The sequence below is a fragment of the Xaviernesmea rhizosphaerae genome (assembly GCF_001938945.1).
Taxonomy (GTDB): domain Bacteria; phylum Pseudomonadota; class Alphaproteobacteria; order Rhizobiales; family Rhizobiaceae; genus Xaviernesmea; species Xaviernesmea rhizosphaerae.
In genome coordinates, this window is sequence record NZ_MKIO01000021.1 from 69,274 (window position 1) to 85,715 (window position 16,442).

Below are 16,442 nucleotides of genomic sequence, written 5' to 3' on the forward strand. Positions count from 1 at the left end.
ATAGCCTGTTTCCCGACATTTGAGGCCCTTCTTGCGACATGAGATGGCGCTGTGAGACTATCGGTGCCGAGAAGTTAGGCTAGCTCTAAAAACAGGCATATGCACAAGAACACATGATTTTCATCGGCGCAACCCCGGCTGCACCGTGAAAGATCCGGTAAGAATACGCTATCCAAAACCAATTGATCTTGGAGGCGCACAAAGGCTCAGCGCGGCTGGCCGACGAACCGGCCGGCGCCCTCGGGCCGCGCGAGCGCGCCATGGGCCTCGGCGATCGGCGCCAGACGGTCGAGAACCGCCTGCGGCGCCGGCGACGCCCTGCCGGCCGCGCTGTCGACGTGAAGCATCATCTGCTCGGCCGTTGCCAGCACCGCGCCGGTCTCGGCGTCGTGAACGCAGGAGAAGAAGTGCAGACGTTTCGCGTCATGGGAGAGGAGCTGCAGCGTCGTGTAAAGGCGCTGGCCGAGCCGGGCTTCGCCGAGATGGCGCAGATGGGTTTCGACCGTGTAATAGCTGTGGCCCGCCTCGACATAGGCCATGTCCACGCCGATCAGCCGGAGCAGCGCATCGGCGGTGTCGCCGAACAGCTGGAGATAGCGGTGCTCGGTCATGTGGCCATTATAGTCCACCCAGGCGGCACTGACCTTGGCCTCGACCAGACGCAGCGGCGCAGACGGGTCGGGCCGCCCGGGAGCCTTGGCCTCGCGCCAGAGCCGCTGCTCGAAATTGGCCAGCAACTGGCCCGCGCCCCAGCCTTCGCCGCCATTGCCGCCCTTCAGCGCCTGGAGGATGCCGACGAGGTTCTCGTCGCGGATCCGCTCCAGCTCGCGGATCGAACGACCCTTGGCCTGCGCATCCGACTGGGCGCCGATCTTCTCCACCAGCGCGTCGTTAAGATCGACGACATCGGTGAGCTTGGTCCAGGGCCAGGCCAGGCAGGGGCCGAACTGGGCGAGGAAATGGCGCATGCCGGCTTCGCCGCCGGCGATGCGATAGGTCTCGAACAGGCCCATCTGTGCCCAGCGCAGGCCGAAGGAATAGCGGATCACATTGTCGAGCGTTTCCGTATCGCAGATCCCGTCATGGATCAGCCACAGCGCCTCGCGCCAGAGCGCTTCCAGCAGACGGTCGCCGACGAAGGCCTCGATCTCCTTGTGGATCACCACACCCTTCATGCCGATCTGCTCGGCCGCGCGCTCGGCGCGGGCGATGGTGTCGGCGGTCGTCCCGGTGCCGCCGACCAGCTCCACCAGCGGCAGGAGATAGACCGGATTATAGGGATGGGCGACGAAGAAGCGGCCGGGATGGGCCATGTCGCGCTGCAACTCGCTCGGAAGCAGCCCGGAGGTGGAGGAGCCGATCAGCGCATCGGGGCGGGCATGGGCATCGATCTCGGTCAGCACGCCGCGCTTCAGCTCCAGCCGCTCGGGAACGCTTTCCTGAATCCAATCCGCGACTTCCACCGCCTCCCTCAGGCTCTTGCAGAAGATGAGCTTGCCGCGCGGCGGCAAGGGCGCGGTGGTCAGCATGGCATAAGCGCGCTCGGCATTGGCCATGACCTCGCCGATGATGCGCTCGGCTTCCGGATGCGGATCGTAGATGCGGGTGTCGATGCCGGCGAGCACGAAGCGTGCGGCCCAGGCGCCGCCGATGACGCCGCCGCCGATGCAGGCGGCTTTGGTAATGGTGCTTGGGGTGATGGTGCTTGGGGTGATGGTGGTCATTCTCGTAACCCTCTCTTGGCGCGTGGCTTTGCTCACCGTCAGCCGCGCGGCGCGCGCTTGACGAGCTTCAGCTTCTCGCGCACCTCGGCCGGGCCGATGATGCGCGCGCCCATGCCCTCCACCACGGTGACGGCCCGTTCCACCAGCTCGGCATTGGTGGCGAGCCGGCCCTTGCCGAGATAGAGATTGTCCTCCAGCCCCACGCGGACATTGCCGCCGGCCAGCACGGCCGCCGCCGGAAAGGCCAGCGCATTGCGCCCGATCGAGAAGGCCGAGAAGGTCCAGCCACGCGGCACGTTGTTGACCATGGCCATGAAGGTGTTGAGATCGTCGGGCGCGCCCCAGGGAATGCCCATGCAGAGCTGGATCAGCACCGGATCCTCGATCAGCCCTTCCTCCGCCAGCTGTTTTGCGAACCAGAGATGGCCGGTGTCGAAGGCCTCGATTTCCGGGCGCACGCCAAGCGCCGTCATCTGCCGCGCCATGGCTCTGAGCATCGAGGGCGTATTGGTCATGACGTAATCGCCGAGCGAGAAGTTCATGGTGCCGCAGTCCAGCGTGCAGATCTCCGGCAGGCAGGCGGCAACATGGGCGACGCGCTCGGTGGCACCGGCCATATCGGTCGCCTTTTCGTTCAGTGGAAAGGGCGCCTCCTCAGAACCGAAAACGAGATCGCCGCCCATGCCGGCGGTGAGGTTGAGCACCACGTCGATGTCAGCGGCCCGGATGCGGTCCGTCACTTCGCGATAGAGATCGACCCCGCGCGCGGCTGCCCCTGTTTCGGGGTCGCGCACATGGCAATGGACCACGGCCGCGCCGGCCTTGGCCGCGTCGATGGCGCTTTCGGCGATCTGCTTTGGGGTGATCGGCACATGGGCCGATTTTCCTGTTGTGTCGCCGGCGCCCGTGACGGCGCAGGTGATGAAAACATCGCGGTTCATGCTGAGCGGCATCAATTTGCTCCCGGCGCGGCGGGCCGGTCTGTCTGCCGCGCCGCGCTCTTTTCTGTTCCCCGGCGCGTCTTTGCGGCGCTTTTTCGCGCCTGCCGGCCTTGGAGCGATTACGCGGCAAAGCGGTCGCGCATGCTTTGCAGATTTGGCTGTTTTCTTTACAGTATCGGCAATCTCTCACGCGAAGAGGCGGCTTTTGAGCGCGCAAACGGCCGAACGGCATCTCGACCTGCTGATCATGCCTGAGACGAATCTGATCCTGGTCGCCTCGGTGATCGAGCCGCTGCGTGCGGCCAACCGCATTGCCGGCCGCCGCCTTTATCGCTGGACCCTGTACAGCCCAGATGGCGCGCCGATCGAGACCACCAGCGGCGTACCGATCGCGGTCTCGGGCGCGTTTTCGCCGTCGTCCTCGGCCGATCCCCTGTTCGTGCTGTCGAGCTATCATTGGCGGCGCGGATTGACGGCGGCCCTGCGGCGCCAGCTGTCGCAGGCCGCCCGCGTGCGACAGCTGATCGCGGGAATCGAATCCGGCTCCTGGCTGATGGCGGAGACCAGCCTGCTCGACGGGGCGTCGGCCGCGGTGCATTGGGAGGATGCCGAGGATTTCGCCGCCGCCTATCCGCAGATTACGGTCGCCTCCCCCAGATTCGTCATCGACGGCAAGCGGATCACCACGGGTGGACCGCTGCCGACGCTCGACCTGATGCTGGAACTGATCCGGCGCGAGCAGGGCTATTCCCTGGCGCTCGAAGTCTCGCGCCTGTTCATCTACGAGCCGGACCGGCCGCCCCAGTCACCCTCGGCGGAGGGCCTGCCGTTGGTGGCGCCGATGCGGCTGCGCGACGACAGGGTGAAGGCGGCGCTGACGCTGATGGCCGCGCAGATCGAGACGCCGCTGCCGCTCGCCCGAATCGCCCGGCGCGTCGGCGTCAGCGCCCGCAGGCTGCAGGATCTGTTTCAGGAGAATCTGGGCGTGGCGCCGCACACGCATTATCTGGCGCTGCGGCTGAATGCCGCCCGCAGGCGGGTGATCGAAACATCGGCGCCGCTCGCCGACATCGCTGCCGCTGCCGGCTTCAACTCCGCCGCCGCCTTCTCCCGCAGCTACCGCGCGCATTACCGCGAGAGCCCGCGCGAGACACGCCGGCGGCTGCAGCCTTGAGGGAAGGCAGCTGACCCGCCAGCGCCAGAGCTGACCGCAGCCTCAGTCCCGGATCACCAGGAGATCGGCGGCGGAGAAGCGCAGGGTGACGCGTTCGCCGAGCGCCGGCGGGGCGAAGCCGGGGCTGTTGAACATGTCGAAGGAGATCAGGCTTTCGCCCACGCGCATGCGCGTGCGCACCACCGAGCCGAGGAAGTTCGAGCTGACGACCTCGCCGGTCAAGGCGGTATCGCCGCGCGCGCCGTCGAGGATCGAGCCGGATTCCGGGCGCAGCGCCAGCGTCACCGTCTGGCCGGCGGAGGCGGCCAGCACGTCCTTCAGCGCGATGGTCTGCTCGCCGATCTTCACCAGGCCGGTGGCCGGATCGACCACGGTGACGTCGATCAGGTTCAGCGTGCCGACGAAGGAGGCGACGAAGCGGGTGGCCGGCTGGTTGTAGATCTCGAAGGGCGTGCCGATCTGGTCGGCGCGGCCGCCATTCATGACGACGATGCGGTCGGAGATCGACAGCGCCTCTTCCTGGTCATGGGTGACGAAGACGGTGGTGATGCCGAGCTGCTTCTGGATCGCGCGGATTTCCTCGCGCAGCGACACGCGGATCTTGGCGTCGAGCGCCGAGAGCGGCTCGTCGAGCAGGAGAACCTGCGGCTTGGGCGCGAGCGCCCGGGCCAGCGCCACGCGCTGCTGCTGGCCGCCCGACATCTGGTAGGGATAGCGCTCGGCCAGATGGTCCAGATGGATCAGCGCCAGCATCTCCTTGACGCGGGCATCGATGGTGGCGCGGTCCGCGCCGGCCACCTTCAGGCCGAAGGCAACATTGTCGGCCACGGTCATGTTCGGGAAGAGCGCATAGGCCTGGAACACCATGCCGATGCGGCGGCGGTTCGGCGCCGTCAGCGTCACGTCGCGATTGTCGATGGTGATCCGGCCGGCCGAGGGCGTCTCGAAGCCGGCGATCATCCGCAGAACGGTGGTCTTGCCGCAGCCCGACGGGCCGAGGAAGGAGATGAACTCGCCCTTGCCGACCGAGAGGTCGAATTCGCGCACCACGGTGTTGGCGCCATAGCTCTTGCTGGCTTTGGTGATGGTCAGGAAGCTCATGCGGTTTTCCTCCGGGCGAAGGGAAAGAGGGCGGCGGGGCGGCGGCGCGCCGAGGTGCCGGGCTTGGCATTGGCGAAGATCTGCATCAGCACCATGCAGGCCCAGGTCAGCGCGAAGGAGAGCACGGCCAGCGCCGCAGGCTCATAGGCGCGGTCCTGACCGATCTGCACCAGATAGGGGCCGAAGGCCGGGCGGTTGAGCAGGCTGGCGAAGACGAATTCGCCGAAGGAGATCGAGAAGGTCAGGAAGGCGCCGGAGACGATGGCGGCGCGCAGGTTCGGCAGGATCACCCGGAAGATGATTGTCGCCCGGCTGGCGCCGAGGATTTCGGCGGCTTCCGTCAGCGTGCGGATGTCGAGCGTCTGCATGCCGTTGTCGACGGAGCGGAACACATAGGGCAGCGACAATGTGGCATAGCCGATCACCAGCATGACATTGGTGCCCGCGGTCGAGACCGTCAGCGGCAGCATCGAGTCCGAGCCGTAGAGCCGGAGATAGCCGAAGACGATGACGATCGGCGGAATGATCAGCGGCAGGAGGGTGATGAACTCCATGAAGGGCTTCACCCGCGGCATCTTCAGCCGCACCCAGTAGGTGGTCGGCACGATGATCAGCGTGCTGATGACGATGGCCGCCAGCGAGGCCACCGCCGAATAGCTCAGCGTCGACAGGAACTGCGGATCGGAAAAGACCGAGCGATAGGCCTGCAAGCTCCACTGACCGCGCAGCATCTGCAGCGAGAACTGGAAGGTGGCGTAGAGCGGGACCAGGAAGAAGCTGGCCGCGATCAGAACGATGATGAGGGCGACGATGCGCGAGATCTTCATGCGCGCCACCTTTCCGCGCGGCTGCGCAGGACGAGATAGAGGATGTTGGAGAAGCCGGCGATCAGGATCATGCCGAGCGCGAGCGCATAGCCGAGATTGGGATTGTAGAGCACGTTGCCGCGGATCTGGGCAAACAGCATGATCGGCACGACGTCGAACTGTGAGCCGGTCAGCGCATAGACCGTGGCCAGCGTGCCGAAGGCATTGGCGAAGAGCAGCAGGAAGCAGCCGAGGATGGAGGGCGCCAGGACCGGCAGCGCCACCATGCGCCAATATTGCGCGTGCGAGGCGCCGAGGCTTTCGGCCGCCTCACGCCACTCATTCTTCAGCCCGTCGAGCGCCGGGGTGATGATCAGCACCATCAGCGGCAGCTGGAAATAGAGATAGGTCAGCGCTAGGCCCCAGAACGAAAACAGGTTGAAACCTGCCCCGTAGAGATTGAAGCCGAAGACATCGCGCATCAGCACGGTGACGATGCCGAGCCGGCCGAGCGTGGCGATGAAGGCGAAGGCCAGCGGAATGCCGGCGAAATTCGAGGCGACGCCGGAGAAGGTGACGAAGGCGCCGCGCACCCAGCGCGGCAAGCCGCCCAGCACCAGCGCCCAGGACAGGAGCAGCCCCGCCACCGCGCCGAACAGCGCCGAGACCAGGCTGAGCTTGATCGACAGCATGTAGGAGGCGGCAATCGCCGATCCGGTAAGCGCGATCAGATTGTCGAAGGTAAAGGCCCCGTCCGGCGTCTGGAAGGCGCCGGTAACAAGATAGACGATCGGCAGGATGAGGAAGAGCGCGGCAAAGAACGCGAAGGGCAGCAGGCCGAGCCAGGCCCAATTGGCGCGGCGTGGCACCTGCGCCCCCGGCAGGCCCGCCGGCGCGCTTCGCGCCGATCCGCCGGGTGTCGGCGGAGACAGGATATCGTTGGCGACCGTCATCTTGCGTCCCGATCGTTTGCGAGAAAACAACCGGACTGCGGATGGACGCCCCCGTCCATCCGCAGTCCGACTTCGTGGCGGTAAGAGCCGTTTGAACGGGTCTTACTGGGCGCTCATCACGCTCGGCCAGGCTTCGCCGATGACCTTCTTGGCCGTGGCCTGGTCTTCCAGGGTCGGGAAGTGGGCCTTTTCATAGGCGGCTGCCGGCGGCAGCTTGGCCAGGATATCGGCCGGGATCTTCTTGTTCTTGGCAAGATCGTTGAAGCGGATGGGGTGGCAATAGCCCTTCAGCCAGCCGATCTGGCCTTCGTCGGAATAGAGATATTCCATCCAGAGCTTTGCAGCGTTCGGATGCGGTGCGAAGGCGGAGATGGCCTGGACATAGACGCCGGCGACGACGCTGTCGGAGGGAACGACGACTTCGACCGGTGGGTTGCCGGCCAGCTTGTCGCGCATGGCCAGAACGTTGTAGTCCCAGTCCATCAGGATCGGCGTGGTGCCCTGGGCCATGCCCTGGGCCGAGCCGTTGACGGCGACGAGGTTGCCGCTCTTCTTCAGTTCCTTGAAGTATTCGACGCCGGCCTTGGCAGCTTCTTCAGCCGTCTTGGCGCCCGTCGACATGCCGCTGGTGTAGACCGACATCAGCGAGGAATTGCCGGTGCGCGGATCGCCGGGCATGGCGACCGAATTGGCATATTTGGCGTCCTTGAGATCCTTGAAGCTCGTCGGAATGTCCTTGACGATGTCCTTGTTCACGCCGAAGGCGAGAACGCCGTAATAGTCACCATACCAGTAGCCTTCGGCATCCTTGGCGGAGTCGGGGATCGAGTCCCAGGTCGAGACCTTATAGGGCTGGATCAGGCCTTCCTTCTTGGCGGCGGGGCCGAAGGACAGGCCGACGTCGATCACGTCGGGAGCCTGCGGGCCGGTATTGCCCTTGTTGGCCTTGATCGCTTCGATTTCGTCGCCCGAACCGGCATTCGGGTTCAGTTCGTTGACCTGAAGGCCATATTTGGCCTTGAAGCCGGCGATGACGTCGCCATAGCCGCACCAGTCATGGGGCAGAGCGATGGTGGTCAGCGTGCCTTCCTTCTTGGCGGCGGCAATCAGCTCTGCGCTCGGCTCGGCGCTGGCAACGGCCGTCGTTGCCATGATCATGGCGGTAGACAGCGAAAGCAGGGTTCGGATCTGCGACAGCACGATGTTCTCCTTTGGTATCATCGACCACGTCCGTCGTGCTGATAGTCACTGTGGGTGAAGCTTATGTGACAGGCTTTGGTGATCCTCGAACTGGTCCACAGTGTTCGATGAATCAGGGTGCGATCTCGTGTTTTCGGGCTGTCGTCACGCCGGTTCAGCGGGCGCAGGACCAAGGCGGGTCCTTCTGACGATGCCGCCGCGCCCCACGCGTGGTTCTTCCTTGGCCAGCTTCCATAAATGCGGACGCGGCCGGCGAGGCTGGCGCGAAGGTTTCCAACTCCTTAATCCTCCGCGAGCCTCTTCAGACTTTGTTAACCGTGTTTTGAAAAGCTCCGGTCTACAGGATGCATCGACTTTCAGCGTCCGGGGGAGAGCCATGCGGGCTCGGTGCGCTTTCGGACGGGACACGAAGCAACATGCCAGTCATTACATTTGCAAATACCAAGGGTGGCGCGGGCAAGACGACGGCCGCGCTGTTGCTGGCCACGGAACTGGCGCGCGGGGGCGCGCGCGTCACGGTGCTGGACGCCGATCCGCAGGCCTGGATCACCGGCTGGGCACAGACGGGCGCTGCCCCGCGCAACATCGAGGTGGTCTCCGCCGTCACCGCCGCCTCGATCCAGGGCCATCTGGCCGAGGCGCGCCGCGTGAGCGACTACATCATCATCGACCTGCCGGGCGCGCGCGACACGCTGCTGGCCAATGCGCTCGGCTTTTCCGACCATGTCGTGATCCCGATCCAGGGCTGTGCCATGGACGCCAAGGGCGGCGCCCAGGTGCTGGAACTGCTGATGCGGCTGGAAAAGAGCGCCGGCATCCGCATTCCGCATTCTGTGCTGCTGACGCGGGTCAATTCGCTGGTCACCACCCGCGCGCTGCAGATGGTCAAGACGCTGCTCGCCGAGCGGCAGGTGCGGGTTCTCGATACGCCGATCGTCGAGCGCGCGGCCTTCCGCGATATCTTCGACTGTGGCGGCCTGCTTCAGGATATGGACGCGCAGCGCGTGTCGAACCTGGACAAGGCGCTCGAAAACGCCCGTCTCTTCGCCGAGGAAATCCGCACGCTGGTGCCTTATCGCGGCGCACGCGGCCAGATGCGCCGGGCCGCCTGATCGCCGCTTTCCAAGCCGGAATACAATCGAGAAGGGCCGCGGCGCTTTTAGCACCGCGGCCCTTCTTGTTGATCATCCGGTCGAAGGCGAAAACGAGGATCCTCTCAGTCGACGAATTCCACCGTTGTGCCGACGCTGACCATCTTGGCCAGGATCGTGGCGTCCCAGTTGGTCAGGCGCACGCAGCCATGGCTCTGGGTCTTGCCGATCTTGGAGGGCTCCGGCGTGCCGTGAATGCCGTAGGTCGGCTTGGAGAGCGCGATCCAGACGGTGCCGACGGGGCCGTTGGGGCCGGGCGGCAGGGTCAGGACCTTGTCATTGTTGCCCTGCTTGAAGTTGATCTTCGGATTGTACGTATAGCCCGGATTGAAGGCGATGCGTTCGACCGTGACGGTGCCGGAGGGCGAAGGCGTGTCGGCCGAGCCGATCGAGGCGGGGAAGGCCGCCAGAAGCTTGCCCTCGGCATCATAGGCCAGCACCTGCTTGCGCGCCTTGTCGGCGACCACGCGCGTGACCTTGCCGGTCCTTGGTGCGCCCAGCGCCACCACCTTGATGATCGTGCCCGGCACGGTGAAATCGACGCCCAGATTGATCGAGCGCAGATAGTCCTCGTCCATATGGAACTTCTCGGCCAGCATTTCCGCCGTCGAGGTGTAGGAGAGATGCGGCAGCGCCGCCTTGTGCGCGTAATCCTCGGGAATGGCGGCGACATAGGGGCCGGCCGCATCCGCCGCCGTGATCGTGTAGCTGGTCAGCGGCATGCCGCCATTCAGCCTGAGACGTTCGAGGATGCCGTCTGTGTCGTTCGGGTCGAGCGTCTCGCCCGTTGCCTTCTGCCAGGCTTCGATGGCCTTGGTCACGTTGGAGCCGGTCTTGCCGTCGATCGCGCCGGGGGAGAAGCCCTCGCGGTCGAGAAAGACCTGCAGGGCCATGATCTCGGCGCTGCTCTTCTTGCCGATCGATTGCGCGGCCGGCATCGGCTCGCTGCGCGGCCCGGCTTCCACCGGCGGCAGCGCCAGCTGGTCGTTCTCGTCGCTGGGCGGCAGGGCGGCCTGCTGGTTCTCGTCCGCCGGCGGGAGGGCGTCCGGCAGCGGCTCGCGCTCGACGCCGGGCGGGATGGTGGTCGCGCCATAGCCGCGTCCGTAATTCTGCGAGCGGTAGCGCGGATCGCGGTAATCGGGAATGCCATTGGCGGCCTCGCGCGGATCGCCGTAATAGCCCGGCTGCGAGGTGCCGAACTCGTCATCCGGATTGGGCGGCGCCACGCGCCCCTGGCCGCGGGCCTGATTGGCCTGCGGGTGGCGCTCGCCCATCACGGTTGCCACCACATTGCCCCAGTGGTCGATCAGTACGGTGCGCCCGCGCTCGTCGCGCATGGCGCGCACCGAGCCGGCCTCCGGCATGTAGTCGAGGATCTCGCCCTGCGGCGTCACCAGAACGGCATTTGGCGAAATCCGGATGAAGCGGTCCTGCGCCAGCGCGGGGCTCAGACCGAGGGTCAGGCCGAGCGCGAGCGCTGCCGCAAGACGGGGGAGGCAGAATCGCAATGCTAGGGTCAAGGGGCGTGCCTGTCGAATGGTTGGTTCGGTGGTCCGGGAGCGCGGTGTGCCGCAACGGATGGCGAGACGGACGATCGCCGCCCGCCGCTGCATCCGCAAAAGGCTCGTTTGGCCCTTCTGGATGCCGGCAAGGCGCGGTCCGCGCTCGATTCTCCCGCCGGAGTCTGACTCGCGCTCTAGATCGTGAATTGGACCTTAATAGGGAAAAACTCAATTCATTATGAACAGGCTCTTAAACTCTGCTTGGCAGGATCCGCAAAAATGGCCCGTGGCGACGGGACGGCGATGGAGGAGGCAGGATATGACGGAGGTGGCAGTGGCGGGCAGGGAGCAGGACGATCGTTTCCTGCTCATGCAGGCGACCGGCATCGATCTTGCCCTGGCCTTCGACCGGGGCTCGGCGCTCGATCTCGGGCCCGCGCGACTGGATGGTGTCGATCTCGCGCCCGGTCTCGCCATTCCCTCCGATGGCGATCCGCGGATCGACCACGCGCTTCAGGGGCTTCTCTTCACCTGCGGCCCTGATCACATCCGCCATCCGGAGCCGGTGGAGGGTCGTTCGGCCGGCGATTCGGGCGCACGCTATCCCCTGCATGGCTCGCTCTCGGCAACGCCGGTGACGGCGCCGCAGAGGACACAGGCGGCCGATGGCACGCTTCATCTCTCAGGCATGGCCGAGATCGCGCTCGCCGATGGCGGATTGGCGCGGCTGCACCGGCGCTGGCAGCTGGCGCCCGACGGGACGCTCTCGCTCAGCGACAGCCTCGAGAATGCCGGCTTTGCCGGTTTCGCGCCGATGATGATGTATCACATCAATCTCGGCGCGCGGCTCTTCGGGCCGCAGACCCGGGTGGCGGGCGCGATGCTGGAGGAGGGTGGTCTCGGCTGGCATTTCGGCGCGGGCGAAAGCAGCCATGTCTGCCTGCCGGCCGCATCGGGCGCACAAGACGGCTGGGCGAGCGTGCGCCTCGGCCCGCTGCCGGGAGCGGGCGGTGCTTCGCTGCGGCTCGATTTCGCGCTCGAAGGCCTGCCCTTCCTGCAGATGTGGCGCCGCCAGAGCGGTGTGGCCAATGTCTTCGCGCTCGAGCCCGCCTCGCACCGGATCGCGCGGCGACCCGTCTTGAGGGAGGCAGGGGAGTTGGTGGATCTCGCGCCCGGCGATCGGCGCAATTTCGCGCTGCGTCTCGCCGTCCTGCGTGCCTGATCTACACAATGCGGCGAGGAAGATTGACGTTGCCGGATGGCTGGGCCTAGATCAGGCGGTATCGGCGCGCGGCGGCTGCCTTCGGTAGGTGGCGGCGCGCGCCACACGAGCATGGGCTGGGAACGGTCTTCAACGCGCCTGCGGGTGCGCAGAGGCCGTCTCCCGAAGCGCCCCGCGAAGCAGGAGCGAGACGATGGACATTCGCCAGATCAACGAGGAATATTCGGTCACCGGGCAGATCACGGAAGAGGATCTGCCGGCGATCAAGGAGATGGGTTTCCGCTCCATCGTCTGCCACCGGCCGGACCATGAATCGCCGGACCAGCCCGAATTCGACACGATTGCCGCCCGCGCCCGCGCGCTCGGCCTGGAGATCACCCATATCCCCGTCGGTCCGATGGGCGTGACGGCGGATGCCGTGCGCGAAATGGTCGATGCACTCGACAGTTTCGAGCGCCCGATGCTCGGCTATTGCCGCTCCGGCGCCCGCTCCACGGCGGTCTATCAGCAGACCCAGCACCTGCGCGGCTGATGGTGGCAGCGTGTCGGCCGACATGACGGCCGGCCATGCCTGACCCTAGACCGCCGGCGGCACCGGCATGGCCGCGCGCTTCAGCCGCCGCTCGCGCCAGATGATGTAGAGACCCGAGCCGATGATGATGGCGATTCCCAGCCATTTCAGCGGGTCGGGAAGCTCGTTGAAGATCAGCCAGCCGAACAGCGTGGCCGAGACGATCTCCAGATATTGCAGCGGCGCCAGCACCGAGGCCGGGGCGGAGCGATAGGCATAGACGCCGAGTACGCTGGCGATGGTAGCGGAAAGACCGGTTCCCACGAGATAGGCGGCCGTCAGCGCATCCGGGACCACAGGATCGATCACGGGAATGCCGGTTTCGTGGCCGATGACCAGCAGCAGCCCGGAAAAGATGGCCCCCCAGAGGCCGGCATAGAACTGCATCGACCAGGGGTCCTCGGCCTTGGCGACGCTGCGGGTGACGAGCAGGAAAATGGCGATCGTCAGCGCCGAGACCATCGGCAGCAGCGCCACCGGCCCGACCTCCGAAAAGCTCGGCTGGATCACCAGCATGGCGCCGAAAAAGCCGACGCCACAGGCGGTGTAGCGTCGCCAGCCGATGGTTTCCTTCAGGAAGATGCCGCCGAGGATCGTCAGGATGATGGGCTCGACGAAGAAGATGGCGATGGCGTCCGCCAGCTTCATCACCTTCAGCGTGGCGACGAAGGACAGCATGCTGACGACGAGCAGGCCGCCGCGCAGCGCATGCAGCGCCATGGTCCTTGCGCTGATGCCGGTCAGCGCCCCGCGCAGCAGCACGGGTGGCAGCAGGAAGCCGGCCTGCAGCACGAAGCGGGAAAAGGCGATCTCGCCGGCCGGCACCGTCACCACCGCCAGTTTCGAGAACACGTCGATCACGGGCGAGATCAGCACCGAGAGGACCATGAAGGTGAGCCCGAGCGGGGCGTCGTCTCGCCGCTCGTCGGCAGGGGCTTTCATCATGTCGCAATGCCTTTTCTCAGCGCATCTTCACGCGGATTGCCGCAGGCGGGCGCCTGCCCCGAGCGATCCCGTGCCGCCTTCTTTCAGATTCGGGGATGGCGCTTCAAGGTGCTGAATTCGCGCCCGTTATCGCGGCGCGAACCGCGAAGCGCCGGGTAAGGCCTATCACATTCCGGCCGCCTCTAGGCGCCCGCCGCGCGCCGCTGCCAGTCGCTGCCGGCATGGTCGGGCTCCAGCACCGAATCGATCCAGCGGGAAAGGTCGGCGATCGCCCTGTCGCGGTCGAGATCGTTCAGCGTCTCGTGGCGCGCGCCGGGATAGATCTGCGTCGTTACGCGGGCAAGCCCGGCGCGGCGCATGCGTTCCGCCAGCCAGAGAACGTCCTTGCCGCCGCGCGTGGCCGGATCCTTGCCGCCGCCGACGAGATGGACGGGCAAGCCGGCGCGAAGCCGCTTCAGCCGCTCGGGCGCGGCGCCGGCATAGATCAGGCGGAACACGTCGATCCAGAGCGAGACGGTGACGTCGAAGCCGCAGAGCGGATCGGCCCGGTAAGCATCCACTTCCGCCGGGTCGCGGCTCAGCCAGTCCGACGGCGTGCGCGGATTGTCCATCGCGCGCGCCCAGCTGCCGAAGGTCAGCGGCGGGATCCAGGCGCTGGGCACATCCGAGCCCTTGAGCCAGCGCTCCACCGCCAGCAGGGCCTGGCCGCCGCGTCCGGCAAGGCCGCCATTGAAGTTGGAATTCCAGACCGCCACGGCATCGAACAGATCGGGATGACGCTCGATGGCGTTAAGCGCGATTAGCCCGCCCATGGAATGGCCGAACAGGATCACGGGCAGGTCCGGATGGCGCTCGATCGCATGGCGGCGCAGCGCTGCGACATCGTCGAGAACGGCCTCTACCCCGCCGCGCTCGGCAAAGCGGCCGAGAAGATGATTCGGTCCCCGCGTCAGCCCATGGCCGCGATGGTCCAGCGCGTAGACGGTCAGGTCGCGCCGGGCCATCTCGGCGGCGAAACGGCGATAGCGCAGCGAATGCTCGCTCATGCCGTGGCAGAGGATCAGCACGGCCCGCGGCTCGCCCAGGGCAGCCTCGGCACGGATCGACAGCTCCGCGCCCGTGGGGCTCATCAGCCGATAGGCCGTTTCAAACATGGTTTTTTCTCCCCCTCCGTCGCCGCTGCCGTCTTCTTGCCATGGCCGTGTCAACACCGCATGAAGGACCGGCCGGCATGGCGCGCGATGCGCCGCGCAATTTTCCGTCTGCCGCATATAATTGTCGACCCGGGGCCGGCTGGCGCGGAAAAGGCCCATCCGCGCGTTGCCGCCCCGGCGGATTTCGCCTACATAGCCGCCACAACAAACGCCCGCGGAGCATCTCATGGCACGCCAGTTCATTTATCACATGGCCGGTCTGAACAAGGCCTACGGCACCAAGAAGGTGCTGGAAAACGTTCACCTGTCTTTCTATCCCGACGCCAAGATCGGCATTCTCGGCCCGAACGGCGCGGGTAAGTCCACCGTGCTGAAGATCATGGCCGGCCTCGACAAGGAATGGACGGGCGAGGCCTGGCTGGCCGAGGGTGCGACGCTTGGCTATCTCGCGCAGGAGCCGAAGCTCGATCCGGACAAGACCGTGTTCGAGAACGTGATGGAAGGCGTCGCCCATAAGAAGGCGATCGTCGACCGTTACAACGAGCTGATGATGAACTATTCCGACGAGACGGCGGACGAGGGCGCACGGCTTCAGGACATTATTGACGGCCAGAACCTGTGGGACCTGGAAAACCAGGTCGAGATGGCCATGGACGCGCTGCGCTGCCCGCCCGGCGACGCCAATGTGACCAGCCTTTCGGGCGGTGAAAAGCGCCGTGTGGCGCTCTGCCAGCTCCTGCTGCGCCAGCCCGACCTGCTGCTGCTCGACGAACCGACCAACCATCTCGATGCCGAGACGATCGCCTGGCTCGAAAAGCACCTGCGCGAATATCCGGGCGCCATCCTGATGGTCACCCACGACCGCTACTTCCTCGACAATGTTACCGGCTGGATCCTCGAGCTCGACCGCGGCCGCGGCATTCCCTATGAGGGCAACTATTCCGCCTATCTGCAGGCCAAGGCCAAGCGCATGCAGCAGGAAGCCCGTGAAGAAGCTGGACGCCAGAAGGCGATCTCGCGCGAGCAGGAATGGATCGCCTCCTCGCCCAAGGCCCGCCAGGCCAAGTCGAAGGCGCGTATCAACGCCTATAACGAGCTGGTGGACTCGGCCGCAGAGCGTCGTCCCTCCGACACGCAGATCGCCATTCCGATCGGCGAGCGTCTCGGCCGCGTCGTCATCGAGGCGGAGAACATCACCAAGTCCTTCGGCGACCGTGTGCTGATCGACAATCTGTCGTTCAAGCTGCCGCCGGGCGGCATCGTCGGCATCATCGGTCCGAACGGCGCCGGCAAGACCACGTTGTTCCGCATGATCACCGGGCAGGAAAAGCCCGATAGCGGCACGATCACGATCGGCGATACGGTCGATCTCGGCTATGTCGACCAGAGCCGCGACACGCTCGCCGCCAACAAGACGGTCTGGGAAGAAATTTCCGAGGGCAACGACATCCTCAAGCTCGGCAAGTTCGAAATGAACTCCCGCGCCTATTGCGGCTCGTTCAACTTCAAGGGTGGCGACCAGCAGCAGAAGGTCGGCAATCTCTCGGGCGGCCAGCGCAACCGCGTCCATCTCGCCAAGATGCTCAAGGGCGGCCACAATGTGCTGCTGCTCGACGAACCGACCAACGACCTCGACACGGAAACGCTGGGCGCGCTGGAAGACGCGCTGGAAAACTTCGCCGGCTGCGCCGTCATCATCTCGCACGACCGCATGTTCCTCGACCGTCTGGCCACTCACATCCTCGCCTATGAAGGCGACGGCCATGTGGAATGGTTCGAGGGCAACTTCGAGGATTATGAAAAGGACAAGGTCCGTCGTCTCGGCCCCGATGCCCTGAATCCGAGCCGGATGTCCTACAAGCGTCTGACGCGGTAAGCGCACGTAAACACAATTCTGGAGCGCATCGATCCGCCCGGATCGATGCGCTCCAGGAATTTCGCCGGATGTGGATTATGCATGTGCAGGGCGTTTGCCTCGGCCGCGCATGTCATTGTCAA

14 protein-coding genes are annotated in these 16,442 nt (G+C 65.6%); 5 read left to right on the forward strand and 9 right to left on the reverse strand.

All coding sequences use genetic code 11. From position 1 onward, the window contains the following. Window positions 1-206 precede the first annotated feature (206 nt). On the reverse strand, window positions 207-1,724 hold the full coding sequence (locus tag BJF92_RS04150; protein WP_075633515.1) for a carnitine 3-dehydrogenase: 1,518 nt from the start codon (window positions 1,722-1,724) through the stop codon (window positions 207-209). Window positions 1,725-1,762: 38 nt separating this feature from the next. Further along, window positions 1,763-2,677, reverse strand: a complete 915-nt coding sequence (gene bcoG, locus BJF92_RS04155; RefSeq protein ID WP_075633516.1) for a 3-dehydrocarnitine:acetyl-CoA trimethylamine transferase BcoG — start codon at window positions 2,675-2,677, stop codon at window positions 1,763-1,765. Window positions 2,678-2,912: 235 nt separating this feature from the next. Between bcoG and BJF92_RS04160 the strand changes: the two genes are divergently transcribed. Then, window positions 2,913-3,839: a GlxA family transcriptional regulator gene (locus tag BJF92_RS04160; protein WP_245294665.1), complete on the forward strand. Its 927-nt coding sequence runs from the start codon at window positions 2,913-2,915 to the stop codon at window positions 3,837-3,839. Between the two features lie 42 nt (window positions 3,840-3,881). On the opposite strand, the gene BJF92_RS04165 is transcribed toward BJF92_RS04160, so the two are convergent. From BJF92_RS04165 to BJF92_RS04180, 4 genes are all read right to left on the reverse strand, one after another. Then, window positions 3,882-4,940: an ABC transporter ATP-binding protein gene (locus BJF92_RS04165; RefSeq protein ID WP_075633518.1), complete on the reverse strand. Its 1,059-nt coding sequence runs from the start codon at window positions 4,938-4,940 to the stop codon at window positions 3,882-3,884. Continuing rightward, on the reverse strand, window positions 4,937-5,767 hold the full coding sequence (locus BJF92_RS04170; protein WP_075633519.1) for an ABC transporter permease: 831 nt from the start codon (window positions 5,765-5,767) through the stop codon (window positions 4,937-4,939). Before BJF92_RS04170 ends, BJF92_RS04165 begins: the two co-directional genes overlap by 4 nt. Continuing rightward, complete coding sequence (locus BJF92_RS04175; RefSeq protein ID WP_139790453.1) at window positions 5,764-6,699, reverse strand: ABC transporter permease; 936 nt, start codon at window positions 6,697-6,699, stop codon at window positions 5,764-5,766. The genes BJF92_RS04170 and BJF92_RS04175 overlap by 4 nt, the downstream gene beginning before the upstream one ends. Window positions 6,700-6,801: 102 nt before the next feature. Continuing rightward, on the reverse strand, window positions 6,802-7,857 hold the full coding sequence (locus tag BJF92_RS04180) for an ABC transporter substrate-binding protein (protein WP_425356383.1): 1,056 nt from the start codon (window positions 7,855-7,857) through the stop codon (window positions 6,802-6,804). A 458-nt stretch (window positions 7,858-8,315) separates the two neighbouring features. Here BJF92_RS04180 and BJF92_RS04185 point away from each other — a divergent pair, with 458 nt between their 5' ends. Continuing rightward, entirely contained in the window at window positions 8,316-9,011 is a 696-nt protein-coding gene (locus BJF92_RS04185; RefSeq protein ID WP_075633520.1) for a ParA family protein, read from the forward strand. Window positions 9,012-9,115: 104 nt separating this feature from the next. Here the strand turns inward: BJF92_RS04185 and BJF92_RS04190 are convergent, their stop codons facing one another. Further along, complete coding sequence (locus BJF92_RS04190; RefSeq protein WP_425356449.1) at window positions 9,116-10,489, reverse strand: L,D-transpeptidase family protein; 1,374 nt, start codon at window positions 10,487-10,489, stop codon at window positions 9,116-9,118. Window positions 10,490-10,871: 382 nt separating this feature from the next. Between BJF92_RS04190 and BJF92_RS04195 the strand changes: the two genes are divergently transcribed. Both BJF92_RS04195 and BJF92_RS04200 read left to right on the forward strand, forming a co-directional pair. Continuing rightward, on the forward strand, window positions 10,872-11,774 hold the full coding sequence (locus BJF92_RS04195) for a DUF4432 family protein (RefSeq protein WP_425356445.1): 903 nt from the start codon (window positions 10,872-10,874) through the stop codon (window positions 11,772-11,774). Window positions 11,775-11,967: 193 nt separating this feature from the next. Next, window positions 11,968-12,306 (forward strand): protein tyrosine phosphatase family protein, encoded by a 339-nt coding sequence (locus BJF92_RS04200; protein WP_075633522.1) that lies wholly within the window; start codon window positions 11,968-11,970, stop codon window positions 12,304-12,306. Between the two features lie 45 nt (window positions 12,307-12,351). On the opposite strand, the gene BJF92_RS04205 is transcribed toward BJF92_RS04200, so the two are convergent. Further along, window positions 12,352-13,290, reverse strand: a complete 939-nt coding sequence (locus BJF92_RS04205) for a DMT family transporter (RefSeq protein ID WP_075633523.1) — start codon at window positions 13,288-13,290, stop codon at window positions 12,352-12,354. 182 nt (window positions 13,291-13,472) lie between these two features. Further along, a complete protein-coding gene (locus tag BJF92_RS04210) occupies window positions 13,473-14,444 on the reverse strand; it encodes an alpha/beta hydrolase (protein WP_078057834.1) in 972 nt (323 codons plus the stop codon). Window positions 14,445-14,670: 226 nt separating this feature from the next. On the opposite strand from BJF92_RS04210, the gene ettA reads away from it, so the two are divergent. Further along, on the forward strand, window positions 14,671-16,320 hold the full coding sequence (gene ettA / locus BJF92_RS04215; protein WP_075633524.1) for an energy-dependent translational throttle protein EttA: 1,650 nt from the start codon (window positions 14,671-14,673) through the stop codon (window positions 16,318-16,320). Window positions 16,321-16,442: the final 122 nt, after the last annotated feature.